Origin of the sequence: Tuberibacillus sp. Marseille-P3662, assembly GCF_900178005.1 — a bacterium.
In the GTDB taxonomy this organism is placed as follows: Bacteria; Bacillota; Bacilli; order Bacillales; family Sporolactobacillaceae; genus Marseille-P3662.
In genome coordinates this window covers 351465-366975 of sequence record NZ_FXBS01000004.1, presented here as the reverse complement: position 1 = coordinate 366975, position 15511 = coordinate 351465, and the positions used below count along the sequence as shown (strand labels likewise).

12 protein-coding genes are annotated in these 15511 nt (G+C 43.7%); 9 read left to right on the top strand and 3 right to left on the bottom strand.

Annotated elements, in window-relative coordinates:
- Nucleotides 1-53: 53 nt before the first annotated feature.
- The 3 genes from B9Y89_RS05360 to B9Y89_RS05350 all read left to right on the top strand — a co-directional run bounded on the left by B9Y89_RS05360 (nucleotide 54) and on the right by B9Y89_RS05350 (nucleotide 3424).
- The gene (locus B9Y89_RS05360) at nucleotides 54-1559 is read left to right on the top strand and encodes a tripartite tricarboxylate transporter permease (protein ID WP_085522200.1); all 1506 of its coding nucleotides are present in this window, start codon (nucleotides 54-56) and stop codon (nucleotides 1557-1559) included.
- A gap of 10 nt (nucleotides 1560-1569) precedes the next feature.
- Nucleotides 1570-2961, top strand: coding sequence for an SLC13 family permease (locus B9Y89_RS05355; RefSeq protein WP_085522199.1), 1392 nt, complete (start codon nucleotides 1570-1572; stop codon nucleotides 2959-2961).
- A gap of 265 nt (nucleotides 2962-3226) precedes the next feature.
- Complete coding sequence (locus B9Y89_RS05350; RefSeq protein WP_085522198.1) at nucleotides 3227-3424, top strand: hypothetical protein; 198 nt, start codon at nucleotides 3227-3229, stop codon at nucleotides 3422-3424.
- 64 nt (nucleotides 3425-3488) lie between these two features.
- Here the strand turns inward: B9Y89_RS05350 and B9Y89_RS05345 are convergent, their stop codons facing one another.
- Entirely contained in the window at nucleotides 3489-5159 is a 1671-nt protein-coding gene (locus B9Y89_RS05345) for an HD-GYP domain-containing protein (protein ID WP_176222113.1), read from the bottom strand.
- A 312-nt stretch (nucleotides 5160-5471) separates the two neighbouring features.
- Between B9Y89_RS05345 and B9Y89_RS05340 the strand changes: the two genes are divergently transcribed.
- Together B9Y89_RS05340 and B9Y89_RS05335 are read left to right on the top strand one after the other, a co-directional pair.
- Nucleotides 5472-6266, top strand: coding sequence for a flagellar motor protein (locus B9Y89_RS05340; RefSeq protein WP_085522196.1), 795 nt, complete (start codon nucleotides 5472-5474; stop codon nucleotides 6264-6266).
- On the top strand, nucleotides 6259-7005 hold the full coding sequence (locus B9Y89_RS05335; RefSeq protein WP_085522195.1) for a flagellar motor protein MotB: 747 nt from the start codon (nucleotides 6259-6261) through the stop codon (nucleotides 7003-7005). Before B9Y89_RS05340 ends, B9Y89_RS05335 begins: the two co-directional genes overlap by 8 nt.
- Before the next feature lie 551 nt (nucleotides 7006-7556).
- Here the strand turns inward: B9Y89_RS05335 and B9Y89_RS05330 are convergent.
- A complete protein-coding gene (locus tag B9Y89_RS05330) occupies nucleotides 7557-9233 on the bottom strand; it encodes a DUF6044 family protein (protein WP_085522194.1) in 1677 nt (558 codons plus the stop codon).
- A 250-nt stretch (nucleotides 9234-9483) separates the two neighbouring features.
- Here B9Y89_RS05330 and B9Y89_RS05325 point away from each other — a divergent pair, with 250 nt between their 5' ends.
- From B9Y89_RS05325 to B9Y89_RS05315, 3 genes are all read left to right on the top strand, one after another.
- On the top strand, nucleotides 9484-10611 hold the full coding sequence (locus tag B9Y89_RS05325) for an NADH-dependent flavin oxidoreductase (RefSeq protein ID WP_085522193.1): 1128 nt from the start codon (nucleotides 9484-9486) through the stop codon (nucleotides 10609-10611).
- A gap of 303 nt (nucleotides 10612-10914) precedes the next feature.
- Nucleotides 10915-11853, top strand: coding sequence for a C40 family peptidase (locus tag B9Y89_RS05320; protein WP_085522192.1), 939 nt, complete (start codon nucleotides 10915-10917; stop codon nucleotides 11851-11853).
- A 348-nt stretch (nucleotides 11854-12201) separates the two neighbouring features.
- Nucleotides 12202-13035: a sulfurtransferase gene (locus B9Y89_RS05315; protein WP_085522191.1), complete on the top strand. Its 834-nt coding sequence runs from the start codon at nucleotides 12202-12204 to the stop codon at nucleotides 13033-13035.
- A 116-nt stretch (nucleotides 13036-13151) separates the two neighbouring features.
- Here the strand turns inward: B9Y89_RS05315 and B9Y89_RS05310 are convergent, their stop codons facing one another.
- Nucleotides 13152-14363, bottom strand: coding sequence for an aminopeptidase P family protein (locus B9Y89_RS05310; RefSeq protein WP_085522190.1), 1212 nt, complete (start codon nucleotides 14361-14363; stop codon nucleotides 13152-13154).
- Between the two features lie 220 nt (nucleotides 14364-14583).
- Here B9Y89_RS05310 and B9Y89_RS05305 point away from each other — a divergent pair, with 220 nt between their 5' ends.
- Nucleotides 14584-15432 (top strand): DUF6612 family protein, encoded by an 849-nt coding sequence (locus B9Y89_RS05305; protein WP_085522189.1) that lies wholly within the window; start codon nucleotides 14584-14586, stop codon nucleotides 15430-15432.
- Nucleotides 15433-15511 lie beyond the last annotated feature (79 nt).

Below are 15511 nucleotides of genomic sequence, written 5' to 3'. Positions count from 1 at the left end.
TGACAGCAGCCAATTGACTGTACCTAATTGCTGTTATTGGAGGTGTCTTTAGTATGGACTTTCAGCATATTATGAATGGATTCGAGAACGCGTTGATGCCAATAAATATACTGTGGGTGATTATTGGCGGATTTCTAGGAACGATAGTCGGGATGCTTCCGGGGTTAGGGCCGGCGACAGCCGTGGCTGTGCTCATTCCAATCACTTTCGGAATGGACCCCATATCTGCTGTCATCCTAATGGCTGCGATCTATTATGGTGCGATGTACGGGGGTTCTAGGAGTTCAATTCTATTAAATACCCCGGGAGACGGCTCGGCGATTGCGGCGTCCTTCGACGGTTATCCAATGTCGAAAAAAGGGCAAGCAGGGCCGGCATTGGCGATATCAGCTATTGCTTCCTTAATTGGCGGCATTATCGCTGTTATCGGATTTATTTTTCTAGTCAAGCCGTTGGCGAGCTTTGCCTTACAATTCGGTCCAGCTGAATTTTTTTGGCTGATGGTTTTTGCTTTATCGGCTGTCGTCTCATTGACTCGAGGCGCCATGTTAAAAGGTTTCATTGCCATGTCAATTGGTTTATTGCTAAGTACTATAGGTGTTGATTTACAAACAGGGATCTATCGATTCACTTTCAATATTCCACAGCTGAGTGACGGTATTAATTTCTTAGTTATTATCATTGGGATTTATGCGGTTGGGGAAGTCCTGTATAACTACTTAATGATTGATCAGACCACAGGAAAAAAGAAGAAAATCGGAAAAGCGTGGATGAGCAAAAAACAATGGAAACGGTCCTTATGGCCCATGATCCGGAGTGGCCCTATTGGTTTCATTATCGGTGTTTTGCCGGGTTCGGGTGGATCAATGGCTTCTATGCTAGCCTATACTACAGAAAAACAAATTTCTAAGCAACCGGAAGAGATGGGCGAAGGAGCGCCAGAAGGTTTGGCAGCACCCGAGTCAGCGAATAACGCGGCATCTGTTGGGGCGTTAATTCCCCTGCTAACAATGGGGATCCCAGGTTCAGGAACGACGGCCGTCATGCTTGGTGTTCTCGTTATGTTGGGTATGAGGCCAGGGCCGTTATTGTTTCAAAATAATCCAGATATGGTCTGGACGTTGGTCGACAGTATGTTTATCGGGAATATTTTCTTAGTTATTCTCAACATTCTTCTGGTAGGATTATTGGTGCGCGTATTGGATACACCGCCGAAGATTCTTTATCCGATCATTCTAGTCTTGGCATTCGTCGGAACGTACACACTTAACTATAGTATTATTGACTTCTATATCCTTCTGATCTTTGGGGTGATAGGATTATTCATGAAGATCCTAAAGTTCCCGATTGCACCGATGATTTTGGCGTTAATCGTCGGCAGTCAAATGGAACAAAACTTTCGGAAGGGGATTGTGGCATCGAATGGTGACTGGGGTTACTTTTTCCATTCTCCGATTTCCATCGGTTTAGTTGTCTTAACTCTTCTAGCTTTGGTCTATCCGTTTGTCATGGATATCGTTTCGAAAAAAAGAGCGGGTAAAACCGGGCTTAATCTTTAGGATATCAACGATGAATAGACGAAAGTTAATATTGCTTATTATTGCATTATCACTTTATATCCTATTTATTGTGCCGCTGTTCTTTGATTGGCCCGGTGACATTCAGGCATGTGCACTACTCATTATAATGCAGATATTGTGGCTGGGACGTGTCTTTCCGCTAGGCTACTCATCTATTCTATTAATGCTCATTCTAGCGTTTCACTTTTGGACTTATGAAAAGGTGCTCGGGTTTGTCGGTGCACCGGTTGTGTGGTTGCTATTTGCCACTTATCTGCTATCCGGTGCATTGATTCAATCCGGTCTTGCCCACCGACTTGCCTTGCATATTCTGTATTGGTCAAAAGGGAGCGGGAGAAAGATTGTGAGTGCCAGTTTTTTGCTTATATCGCTGCTTGCATTGATGATTCCGTCAAACATTGGGCGGGCGAACTTAGTGACATCGGTGTTGGATAGAGTGATAGTGAGTGTCAGTCAGGCGGGGGAAAAGACGCGTCTATCAAAGGCGTTGTTTATAAGTATCTGTTATATAACGGCATTGACCGGTGCTTTTTTTGCAACAGGTGCCAGTTCGACGATTTATACGTATGGCTTTATTAACCATCAATTGGCTGATCCGCTGACATTCTTACAATGGATGCAGCTCACTGTACCGCCGGTTGCTATTTTCATGGTATTATTATGGATTGTGTTGAACCTATGTTTTCCATTTGAGAAAGTCAATCCGGAATTTATCGTATCCTACATTAGAGACCAGTTAGCTGAACGTGGTCAATTGAAGAAAGATGAAATCAAAATGATGGTGATCATTGCGGGGACTGTTCTGTTGTGGATTTTGCAGCCGTTGCACCATTATTCGATTCCGCTGATCGGATTGTTGAGCGCCGCTGTCACGATGCTTCCAGGTATAGGCGTTTGGAAATGGGGGGAAGCCAAGCAGACCATTAATTGGGATATGATTCTCTTTTTTGCTTCGACGATCATGTTATCAAATCTTCTCATTTCTTCCGGTTTGTTGGAATGGATATCACATCACATGATTACGTTTATAAATTCTGATCACTTGGTATGGTTGCTGTTGGTGTTTATCCTTTTGATTTTTGTGATCCGGTTGTTTTTCGTTAATGTCTTAGGGATTATGACGTTTATTATTCCTCTTAGTTTCAGCGTTGGGGAGCAGTTATCAGGGGTCTCGCCCGTTTTGTTTCCGGCTGTTTTTTTTCTTGCGGGCGTTCCAGGCTTCTTTTTTATCACACAGTCGCCTGTACATATGATTAGTTTTTCATACGGTTATTTCACTGAGAAGGATCTGATGAAAACTGGATTAATGGCAGCTATCATGTGGCTTGTCATTTTACTCTTGACAGCGCTTTTCTATTGGAATGGGCTGCTATTAGGATGATCAACTTTTGGGTGGACGATTGCAGAATCATCCGAACTTGTTATTAACAAGTTCGGATGATTTTTTTGACACTTAAAGAAAGTATAAAAACTTTCTTCAAGTATAAGTGCAACTAAGGCTTTCGCCATTAAGGCTTGGCGATAAGCCAAGTTTTCTTTAAAATCGTCATTCCTGTCAATGCTCCGTCAAAATACTTCGCTTGCCGCGGGCACGGCCTCAGCTAACTTGGTCAAGAAAATCGCTTGACCAAGTGGATCTTCGGCTCGTGCTCCTGCATCTTCAAGCCTATGCAGAGAAGCAAGATGCTTCGTCGCAGTCCAAAGAAGCATATTCTAAGGCGTTCGTGCTCCTGCATCTTCAGGCCTATGCAGAGAAGCAAGATGCTTCGTCGCAGTCCAAAGAAGCTTATTCTAAGGCGTTCGTGCTGTTCCCGCAGGCGTCTACGTATTTTGACGACGCTTAGAACTTGTTTTCATATCTTATTGGCATTTCAGTATCCTGTTTTAGATTTGTCCCCAGCCTCTGACTTATGATGACAGCAAGTGTTTGGTTTTCATTTGACTCAGTATGTCCCTGATACTATGAGCATAGATATCAACGCCATCAGGACGCCAATGGGTTTCTTGATGAACATAGGCCATAAGAAAACAAGAAGGCACCCATCTTTGAATGTTTGATAGGAAAGTTTGGAAGGTATGCTGCGTTTGATCATCATCAATGACAAAGACAACATGATTGACGTGGTAGCGGTTCATCATTTGACTCATGGATTCAGGCGATACGCCTTGATCTAAATGATAGATGTCCCAACCATTAACCGTGAAGACATCATGAATGAGTTTGTCGAACAATGACGGCCTTTGGCGCGCCCTCATATTGATTAAAATCATCTTCTCTCCCGTATGTTGAATGGAAGGGTAGAACTCGGACATTTTGTTATCCATGATCGCCATTAACACTTCAATGGCTGTGTCATACGCTCTCGAAGTCATTTCACCTATACGTTTCTGTCTGCTCAAATACTTGGCATTAAGTTCAATAATATCAGCATAGATTTCCTCCACGCGCATCCCGTCCGTTAACACATCGAATAGTTCTAGAGCAGTATGATAATGGTTGTCGAGCAGCGACTGGATAAATTGCGTTTGGTGATACTGGGTCAATTGTTGGACGCGCTCATCATTCCAGCCGATGACTCGTTTGACGACTAAAGAAAGGTTGGCCGGTAGTTGAAGGGGGTCCGTATTCCCATGCAAGCGAACAACTGGAACAGGACCATCTGTGTCTTTCTTGTACACTGTCCATGCCTTTTGTCCGTCTGAGAGTTCAACTTCAGCTTGAGGGGGATAAATATCAAGCATTTCCATAAAAGCAAAGTAAAAAAATGGATCATATTGATGATGATCATTCAACACCCGCTCAATGGCCTGATTAGCCGGAAGCGGCCGGCGGTAAGGACGTTCAAGTGTCAAAGCTGAATAAACGTCTATGATCATAATTGTTTTAATATCTTGATCGAGGGTTTCCGTCGTTAAGCCATCGGGATAGCCTGATCCATCTAAACGTTCATGGTGTGAGCGGGCAAGCCGGGCTTCACGATGGGAAAAACCAAGATCTTCGAGCATGTAAGCGCCTTTGGACGTATGTTGTTTAACAGCATGATATTCTCTCTGTGTTAATTTCCCTCGCTTTTGTAAAATTTCACTAGGCACAAACCGTTTCCCGATGTCATGGAGCAGGCAGCCCCGTGCAAAGGTATCCAGATCTGTATTACCTGTCTTCCTTGCTAATGACGTTCCTAATACAAACACATCAACCGAATGATTGAAGCAATAAACGTCCCATTGTTTCAGTGAGAAAAGCAAGTGGGCTGTCCAAGCGTCGGACATGAGACGGACAAACAGGTCGGCCAGCCATTCATAGGTGCTTGACTGATTCATCAGCCGGCCGTATCTGGCTTCCATGCCGATTTCGCGCATCGTTTGGAAAAATAACTGCCGAAGATGTTTCTTTGACATAGACGAATCCGGGGGAGCAATGATCACATCATTCACCGGCATCTGTTGAATGGCCGCCAAATTTGCCTGATCCAATAGGGTACCAGCGGGATATACAAGCGTGTGATGATCATCATAAAGGTCTTGAACTAATCGGAGTTCGGGAATTAAATTGTCTGTCTTGATTCGCCTGTGATTCATAGACCATGCTCCAATCATCAAATTTCATCGGTTTTCGACAATGTTCCAATTCATTTGAATTCATATTAACAAAAATGTCACTAGATTTCTGCTAGTATTCTAAAAGTTATCAAGAAATAGTTAAAAAAGACTAGTCATAATAGACTAAAGTTTAAGATGAACCCTGATCATTCGACAGTATTTACCCTTTTTGTGAGTCTTTTCAACCATTATTGGAGAACGCCCGACAAAATTCGCTTATCTCTCTAAATAATCGGTGCCATGAATCCGATATGACACTTAGAGGTAGCGTTTTGAGAGGGTGTTTGACAAATGGATGTTACAACAATTATTGGCCTGTTTGTAGGTATATTATCTTTGGTCGTTGGTTTTCTCATAGAGGGTGGAACGCTCGGATCACTATTACAAGAGACAGCAGCGATAATTGTGTTTGGCGGTACGATCGGTGCGGTCATTATAAGTTTTCCGCTTAAGACATTAAAGAAAGTTCCTTTTATCATAAAATATGCATTTACAGCCAGCTCATCTCATTCGATGACAACGGTGGAGAACATGGTCGAGCTCTCCAATGTGTCTAGGCGTCAAGGTCTTTTGGCGTTAGAAACACAACAGGACATGTATGAAGACGACCCGTTTCTTTCAGAAGGCATCCGGATGATCGTGGATGGTGTTGAAGGTGAGACAATTAAAGACATTTTGAACCGGGAAATCGAACTTTACGAACGCCGGATGCTGTCAATAGGAAAAGTGTTTGAAACGGCTGGCGGTTTTGCACCAACCATGGGGATTATCGGGACGGTTATGGGGCTTGTCCATGTATTAGGCAGTTTAGATAATCCGAGTGCTTTGGGACCGGCAATCGCGGTTGCCTTCATCGCTACTCTTTACGGGGTGGCCAGCGCCAATGTGATTTATTTGCCGATCTTCAATAAAATCAAGGCGCGATTGGATGACGATTTGATGATCAAGGAGTTGCAAGCAGAAGGTTTAATCTCTATCCAGTACGGTGAAAACTCAACATTGTTGCGGAATAAATTAATGGCATTTATCGATGATGAAGTGAAGTCTGAAAGTGAGCAAGTTGAGGACGTGAATGTGAATGCATAGGCGTAGGCGACGGAAGGAAGAAAGCGGTGAAGGGGGCCAAGATCGTTGGCTCGTCACTTATGCGGATATGATCACGTTGCTGCTCGTGTTTTTCATCGTCCTTTATTCGATGAGCGAGGTGGAGAATCAAAAGTTTAATTCGTTGTTAGATTCACTCCAAACTGCGTTCAAAGGGGATGCGGTTGTGACGGACAGCGGGACGCCGCCGGGCTCCAATCAGCCGATACCAACAATGCCGAAGCATGAGAATGACGACGATGACAAGGAAGAACAAAAACTTGATGAACTTTATGCAGACCTCTCAAAGTTTATTAAAGAAAATGACTTAAGTTCAGTGATTTCGTTGCGCAATTTACCGAAGGGCGTCCGCGTCACTTTTAAAGAACAAATTTTATTCGATCTTGGTAGCGCCAAGCTAAAAGATCAAGCGGATCCCATTTTGAAAGCTGTCAGTCAGATTATTAAAAGTGTTGATAATGAAGTGAGTATCGAAGGACATACGGATAATAATCCGATTGTTTCCAGTGAAAAATTTGCCTCTAATTGGGAACTCTCAGGGGCGCGTGCCCGCAATGTTCTGCTACGTCTGGCTGACAAAGGGGTGGCTCGCGACCGAATGCGCTTCGTCGGATATGGTGAACATTCTCCGATTGTTCCAAATGACACTAAGGCGCACCAACAAATGAACCGCCGTGTCAATGTTGTTATCATTAGAAAAGGGGATGCCGCAGAATCGTAAGTCGGTCACTTTTGATGGAGAAAAACTAAATGAACAAGTCAAATAGCATACTCAATCGCATTGTGATTGGTATGCTATTTTTTCATTGATACAGGCTACGTGGTAGCATACCGCTCCGGAAATACACTACGCTTTCCGCGGGTGACCCGTGAGCCTCCTCGAACTCCGTTCTGCGGGGTCTCACTTTGGCCACTAGTCCCGCAGGAGTCTCCGTGTATTTCCTCCACTGGCATTGCGCTTAACAACTTTATAACATTGATTTTGCTTAATTAAATACAGGTAGTTGATAGAGTGGAGGGTCGTCGAGATTCGCAGCATTTAAACATAGTGTATTCCTCAGCGCCGCTTACTCAAGATGTCTCACTAGAGTTCTGCGGGAGAAGCAACAGCTGAAGAACCCGCAGGAAGTGGTCTTGTCCCGAGGAGGCTGAACGTTGCCGGTGGAAAGCGACTGCTTGGAACGGCAATCAAACACTTACTTCGTATTTTATAGATTGTTTGTTAGAAACAACAATCTTTTAGAAAACTACGAATAGCCGTGTTGGATGGTTTTACTGGACTTGGTACAAATGGATTTTCCATGGCGATGATGGTTTTGTAAACACTTTAAGCAATCTCAAGCGGTTGTCGTCAGGGTTTCCGATTTTAACCGCTGAGAGAATATAATCACCCCCCATGTTCTTTAACTGTTTAATATTTAAGTTAAGATGGTTTAATGTTTCATTTGTGTCTTTTGTAAACATATAGTGTTGACCAAGGTCATCTGTAAAGATATAACAGCGACTGCCCCAATTGTCATAATAACCACGGATATTAGCATTTTTTTCGAGTTCGGGTGCGATAATCTTCCGGAAGTCCTTTTTATAGGACAATGGGTAGCTGACAACGTAACCGTCTAAGGTATAAAAGCCGTTGTACTGGGCGATAGCCGGATGCATGCCAATGCTGACAACGCGATAATCTTCGGGATCACGCCCGATGTAAGTCTTGATTTGGTCAAAAAGATCCTCTGAATAATACTGTTCAAAACTCACATAATCGAAATGCCGGTATTTAAGCTCTTCACCATGCATGAATAAGATGACAATTTGACTTAGCAATAGAAGGTAGACAATCGGTTTGCCCCATGTAAAAACGCGCCAAATAACGACGAGTGCTAATGCGAAGCCTATGTACCACAGCGCCGGTTCGAGAAAGTGAAACCGTCCGAAATTAAACGTCTCGAAAATCGGCCAACGGGCTTTGATCCCTTTTAATCCTTCCCAATAGTAGAAACCAATGGTGAAAGAAAATAGCAGATTCAGATAAAAAATCCGTTTCATCCAAGTGAAGTCAATATGCTTGAGTTTGGCCACAATAAGCGCCCAAATCATGGTTGGAAAAACAATGTATTGCGTCAGGCGAATCGCGTGTGTTTGCCCAACGACGAAATTGCCAAGCCAATTGCCGACGGATGTTATAAAATCGTAGTGTCCGCGGTCGAATGACTCCCTATGTGGGACGAAATCTGGGTTCAAAAACATTTCGTAGATGATCCGATAATTCACAAGTAAATAAACCACTGTCATAACGGCCATCGCAATGAAAAATGGCCAATGAATCCGCTTCGTTTTGATCCAATCATAGACCCATAACACGGTCATGCATGTTAAAAAGAAGACAAATACAAGTACGAAATCCGTATAAAACGGCAGTAAAATTAAAATCATCCAGTCTTTCATAGATCCACGTCCGCCACGGATATTTAAGAACGCATAGAGGGCGAGCGGGATGCCGGCGATGGCTCCACCCATCGAGGGCCAAAAAGGGATGATGGCAAACGTCAAAGAGGCACCCGCAGCCATCGGCAAGGACTCCCGTTCCTGTAAGAGATAGTTTTTTAAAAAAAGGTACATGCCGAAGAAAGCGAGCACCCGCATCAACACTTGATTCAAGGCGTACGCCGTAAACGGTTTGAAGAAAAAATATAACAGAATAACTAAGTTAAATTCAGAACCTAAGGAGTTCCGGGGGATACCATTCATGATATTAGGTACGGTCTCATGCAGACCGGCAAACAGCATGCCGCTGTTAGCTAGAACCGTATACCACGCCACATTGGAATCCAAATTATCATGCGTGCGGACATGGGCATCCTCGCCAAATATGACGTATGGCGATAAATATATAGCTAATAATAACAAGGCCAAGCCAACATAGGGATTGATCCATGTTGAGCGATTTGTCATAACCATTCACCACGGTTTCAAGGTTGTACCAGTAGGATGGTCATTGTGACACAGTTAAAAACGTGGCCTGGAAAATTGTCAGGGTGATTGGGTCCATTTTCCTGTTTCGCTGACTGGTCAGGACACCGCGTAAGCAAATTCTTTGTTTCCTTTGCAAAATCTCTTTATTATAAATATCGCTTGCTATCGAAAGAGCAAAGGAATATTTTTATTAAAATATATTAGTATCAAGAGATTGGAGAGACCATGAATGGATTCACAATATCAACCTTTATTTGAACCCTTTACTTTTCGTAATCATGTTCAAATCAAAAATCGTGTCGCGATGGCACCAATGACCAACTTTTCTTCTCATGCTGACGGGACTGTCTCTGAAGAAGAAATTGATTACTATGCGCGCCGTTCCAAAGGCGCTGGCATGGTGATCACTGCTTGTACGTATGTCTCAGCCAATGGCAAGGGATTCCCTGGTGAATTTGCCGCTGATCGTGATGAGATGATTCCGAGTTTACATCGATTGGCCACGGCCATTAAAGATCAGGGTGCTAAAGCTATTTTACAAATTTTTCACGGCGGAAGAATGTGCCCGCCGGAGTTAGTCCCAAACGGTGACATTGTGAGTGCAAGTGCCGTCCCACCAGAAGGCGAGGGTGAGCCGCCTGTCCCCCGGGCTTTAAATCATGACGAAATTGAAAACATTGTACATGATTTCGGTGAAGCGACGCGTCGGGCGATTGAAGCTGGTTTTGATGGTGTCGAGATTCATGGGGCAAACGGGTATATCCTTCAACAGTTCTTCTCACCGCATTCTAACCGGCGTGATGACCGTTGGGGAGGTAGTCTAGACAAACGCATGACCTTCCCGCTCGCTGTCGTTAATGAAGTGAAAAGTGTCGTTGCTAAGCATGCGAGCGACTCCTTTATCGTTGGCTATCGATTTTCACCAGAAGAGCCCGAAACACCAGGTATCACAATGGCTGATACATTAGCATTCGTTGATGCTTTAGCCGATGAGCAGCTGGACTATATTCATGCGTCCTTGATGGATTTCTGGTCTGAGCCGAGACGAGGGGTGACATCCACACAGCCACGCATTGAAATGATTCATGAACGCGTTGGGGACCGGGTACCAGTGATGGGCGTGGGTTCCATTTATACAGCCGATGATGCCTTGCGCGCCATACAAACGGGTGTACCATTGATTGCTTTAGGCCGTGAAATCATTATCGATCCTGATTGGATAGAGAAAATCCAGCAAGGCAATGAAGCGGATATCGACACCCAGTTAGATCCAAACGATCAAGACCGGCTTGTCGTACCAGACCCACTGTGGCAAGCGATCACTAACACACCTGGCTGGTTCCCCGGGATTGACTAACCAAGTGATTGAAAACTTGAGGCTGGAACAAATCTGAAACAGGATCCCAGCCTCTTTGTATGATCTTATGGGTTGATTTCATTTATGGATAAAATCCCCTTGAAATGAAATGTCATGAAAAAAAGTTACCCATGTTTTCCTCTAGATAGAGGGCCTGCCAATATAGGAAGAAGTTTATCCCCCTCCATGGCTTAACTTAAAGTCGGTGCAATCCATTGTTAATGCCTCTGTAATATTAGTCTACTAAGATAGCATTATACATAAATTTCGACAAATATCGACTAAAAGGGGAGCCATGAATTTATGACTTTAAGAGGAAATAAGTTAATCGTATCATCCTTCGTCGCAGCATCGATCGCATTCCTACCTCACTTGAATGCAGACGCGGCCGAAAACATGAATACCCAGCAAATCATCTCGAAGTGGGAGCAGGGCAATGATGTTCGCACGCTGCAGAAAGCATTGGATAAACGCCAGTTTTATACTGGATCGATTGATGGGATCTATGGTCCGATTACAACATCAGCTGTCAGAAAGTTTCAAAGAAGCAACCAATTACAGGTCGACGGTATCGCCGGTCCGAATACGTTAGGTGCCATGTTCAACGGACAGTCGAACGCTGACAATAGCTCGTCATCGTCTCGTTATCTGGATAAGGGTGACAGAGGCGCTAACGTTCGAAAGGTGCAGAAGACGTTGGATCAACTGGGTTACTTAAATGGTTCGGTTGACGGTATTTTTGGCCCAGTAACAGAGAATGCTGTTGAAGATTTTCAATCGGCGCAAGGACTAGCGGTTGATGGCATTGTCGGTCCGAATACGCACGGCGCATTACAAAAATCCGACGGACAAGCCGTCGAAGCGGTCAGCTACCATAAGAATAGCTCATTAACGGATAACATCATTGCTGATGCTAAGAAATATATTGGTGTTCCCTATAAATGGAGCGGTGAATCACCAAGCGGTTTTGACTGCAGCGGACTGACTCAATATGTATTTGCTCAAAATGGTGTTGATATTCCGCGAACAACAAGTCAACAATGGTCGGCGGGACAATCTGTCTCCAACCGTCAGCCCGGCGACCTCGTTTTCTTTGAAACGTATCGTGATGGCCCATCACACGTAGGGATCTATATTGGTAACAGTCGATTCATTCAATCTGGCTCCTCGTCAGGTGTCAAAATTAGTAATCTTGACAGTTCTTATTGGGGCTCACGTTATATCGGTGCTAAACGATTCTAATAATCTAAAAGGTGGACGTCTCGACGCTTCGTCGGGGCGTTTTTTACTGTAGGTTCAGAGTAGATATAGAGAATCGCTCATTTTTCGAGAAACGCTCACTTTTGTGATGAGTTCGCTCATTTTTCGAGAAAAACGCTCACTTTTGTAGTGAGCTCGCTCAACTTTCGAGAAAAGCGCTCATTTTTGTGATGAGTTCGCTCAACTTTCGAGAAAAGCGCTCATTTTTGCAGTGAGTTCGCTCATCTTTAGAAAATGAACGGAATATTTTTGTGAAATTAAGCTGAAAGACTTGAAATCCGATCGAATTACTAGTATTTTAAAATTAATAAGGTATAAGGAGGGTCATTTATGGCTAAGTCACAAGTACTCGTAACAACCGAATGGGTCGCTGATCATCTTAATGATCAAAACTTTCGTCTAGTGGAAGTTGACGTTGATAGTCAAGCCTACGATTCTGGTCATATTGAAAATGCTGTTTCTTGGGATTGGAGTACCGAACTGAATGATCAAGTGCAGCGGGATATCTTAAGTGATGAACAGTTAGCTAGTTTACTTGGGCGTTCAGGGGTCACACCTGATACGACACTTGTTCTCTATGGTGATAACAATAACTGGTTTGCTGCATTTGCATATTGGCAACTTAAGATGTTCGGCCATAAGCATGTCTACTTAATGGATGGCGGTCGTGTGAAATGGGAAAAAGAGAATCGCCCTTACACGAATGACGTTCCGAAGGTTGAACCGGTTGAATATCCACTACCGGAATCCGATCGTTCAGTGAGAGCTTTTCAACCGGACGTGCTTCAAGCGATCCAATCGGATAACACCGCATTGGTTGATGTTCGCAGTCCGCAAGAATTTTCAGGTGAAGTCATTGCACCACCAGGAATGACAGAAACGGCTCAACGTGGTGGACATATTCCAAAAGCTGTTAACGTTCCATGGAAACAGGCAACCAACGAAGATGGTACGTTCAAATCAGAAGAAGAGTTACAAGACCTTTACGGCACTAAAGGTGTGACCGATGACAAAGACGTCATTACATATTGCCGGATTGGTGAACGCGCAGCCCATACTTGGTTTGTTCTGCATGAACTACTAGGTTATGACAACGTCCGTAACTACGATGGATCCTGGACGGAATGGGGAAGTATGATCGGCGTTCCTATCGAACGTTCATAATTCATTAAATACATGACCTGCTGTTTCTATAAGTATATTCTCCTCACAGATTAAGATATTAAAAGACCGCCCCATCATAGGCGGTCTTTTTTAGTGGGATCAGACCCCACAAACCATTACCGTTTTAAGTCTTTTGTCAGATTTTCATAGCCGTCCTCAGTGACGAGGATATCGTCTTCGATGCGGACACCGATGCTCTCTTCTTCAATGTACAGGCCGGGTTCGATCGTGACCACCATGCCGGGTTCGAGCGGACGTGTCGCGGATGTCCCGACATCATGCGTATCAAGACCGAGGAGGTGACCAATGCTATGGAAATAATAGTCGGAAATGTCCTCAGGGTCATCAATGATGCCGAGGTTTTGGCAGCCGTTGGCCAATTCCTGCTTAGCAAAATCATTCAGTTCCCTGATGCTAATGCCGGGTTTGACCTTTTCATTCGTTCTCCGGAGCACGTCGAGAACGATATCGTACACCGCTTTCTGCCGGTCCGTAAATGTACCATTAGCAGGAAAGGTATGGCTGATGTCGCTGCTGTAATAGCCCCACTGTGCGCCTAAGTCTAATAACACGAGATCGCCGTCTTCAATCACATCGTTATTATCTTCATAGTGTAAGACCGTCGCGTTTTTGCCGCTTGCGCAAATCGTATTAAAGGCATGATCATTGACACCATTAGATTTTAATGTGAAATCAAAGTAAGCCTCTGCTTGATTTTCTGTCATGCCTGGTTTGGTGTTGTTCATCAAATGATGGATGCCTTCAATCGTGATTCGTGACGCTTCCTTAATTTGCTCAATTTCTTCAGGCGTTTTAAACACACGTAACTCGCAAATATCATGGTAAATATTATTCACTTGAACAAATGGATAACGCGATTGCAAGTCTTTGGCAAACACGTGCGCTGGTGTGTCAGGCGCATCCCAATCGCGTTTTTCCAAATCTAAATTCACTTGTTTATAAGGATGGGCCATTAAAAATCGTTGTAGATATTTTTTGAAATCCTCCAGATAGGCTGTGGTTTCAATCCCTGATGCGTTCGCAGCCTCATCTTCTGTCATGCTCTCGCCAATCCATCGAGCCATCACCGGATCAGGTTTCTCGACAAACACGTATTCCTTAGTTGTCCCGTTGGCTTTCGTCATTAATAGAATGATGTTTTCTTCATCAATACCGGTCAAGTAATAAAAATTTCGATTCGGTGTAAAGTGGTAGGCTTGGTCTCCCGTTTTGGTTGGAGCTTGTCCGGCGAACATGATGGTGATTGAATCATCCGGGAGACGATCCATCAATCGCCGGCGGTTATTTTGAAAAAAGTTGCTATCCATAGAGATCCTCCTTGTTATGTAAGTCTCTTTTCATTGTATAGCAAATCGCAATATTTCACTAATACATTGATAAGTATTTGGTAGATTCGCTTTTGCTGAAACGTTTTAAGGTCGTAGGTCGTTATTAAAAAATAGACGCTAATAATCTTGAAAATGCCCTTTATATTTCTCTAAAATTTCTATATAATGACAGGGGTATTAACTTAAGGAGGTCATGTTTGTGTTCAAACGGATCAGTTTTGTGACAGTGATTGTAATGGCATTGAGTCTTACTTTGGCCGGCTGCGGCGGAAAGGCATTACAGGCGAAGGAAGTATTGGAGAAGGCAGCGGATGCCTCCAAGGACCTTGACAATTATCAGATGAATGCTGACATAACAATGAATATGGATGCCGCCGGGCAGTCGATGAAAACACAAGCGAATCTGACAAGTCAAATTCAGAACAAACCGATGCTCGCCCACATGACAATGAAAACAAACCTACAAAATCAGTCGCTTAAGACGGATATGTATATGACGAAAGACCAGTTATACATGCAAAATAAACAGCAGAGCAAGCAGTGGATGAAAATCAAAAACCCAAGCAGTCAGCAAATGGAAGCTATGAAAAATCAGAACATCGACCCAGCCGAGAATTTAAAGAAACTCAAAAAATACGTTGATGAATTTGATATGAAAGAAAAAGATGGTGAGTATGTCTTATCGATGACAGCAAAAGGTGACAAGGTCAAAGAATTTTATAATGATGTTGCCGCTAAGGCGATGCCGCAAACGACGTCGCAACTTCAAAACGTTATGGACAACATGACATTTGAGGACATCAAGTACACGTACCATGTTAATAAAGACACTTACTATCCCGAATCTATGGATATGGACATGACGTTGTCAGTCGCTGGGGATGAGAATCAATCCAATGATCAATCGTCAAATATGGAACTTAACCAAACAATGACCATGACATTCTCTAAGTTCAATGAACTCGATGACATCAGCATTCCCAAAAAAGTCAAAGACAACGCCAAAGAAGTGGACATGAACAAGCTTGGCCAGAATACAGATCAATAAAAAGAAGGCAGCCACCCGCCGTTTTACCGCGGCGGGTTTGTTATTTGATTGGGATCCGGGTGTGATCATTCCGCGAAGT

Bases quoted from the DNA above. Each gene is read 5' to 3' on its own strand.
- B9Y89_RS05360 (WP_085522200.1), top strand. From the start codon at position 54: ATGGACTTTCAGCATATTATGAATGGATTCGAGAACGCGTTGATGCCA.
- B9Y89_RS05355 (WP_085522199.1), top strand. From the start codon at position 1,570: ATGAATAGACGAAAGTTAATATTGCTTATTATTGCATTATCACTTTAT.
- B9Y89_RS05345 (WP_176222113.1), bottom strand. From the start codon at position 5,159: ATGAATCACAGGCGAATCAAGACAGACAATTTAATTCCCGAACTCCGA.
- B9Y89_RS05340 (WP_085522196.1), top strand. From the start codon at position 5,472: ATGGATGTTACAACAATTATTGGCCTGTTTGTAGGTATATTATCTTTG.
- B9Y89_RS05335 (WP_085522195.1), top strand. From the start codon at position 6,259: ATGCATAGGCGTAGGCGACGGAAGGAAGAAAGCGGTGAAGGGGGCCAA.
- B9Y89_RS05330 (WP_085522194.1), bottom strand. From the start codon at position 9,233: ATGACAAATCGCTCAACATGGATCAATCCCTATGTTGGCTTGGCCTTG.
- B9Y89_RS05325 (WP_085522193.1), top strand. From the start codon at position 9,484: ATGGATTCACAATATCAACCTTTATTTGAACCCTTTACTTTTCGTAAT.
- B9Y89_RS05320 (WP_085522192.1), top strand. From the start codon at position 10,915: ATGACTTTAAGAGGAAATAAGTTAATCGTATCATCCTTCGTCGCAGCA.
- B9Y89_RS05315 (WP_085522191.1), top strand. From the start codon at position 12,202: ATGGCTAAGTCACAAGTACTCGTAACAACCGAATGGGTCGCTGATCAT.
- B9Y89_RS05310 (WP_085522190.1), bottom strand. From the start codon at position 14,363: ATGGATAGCAACTTTTTTCAAAATAACCGCCGGCGATTGATGGATCGT.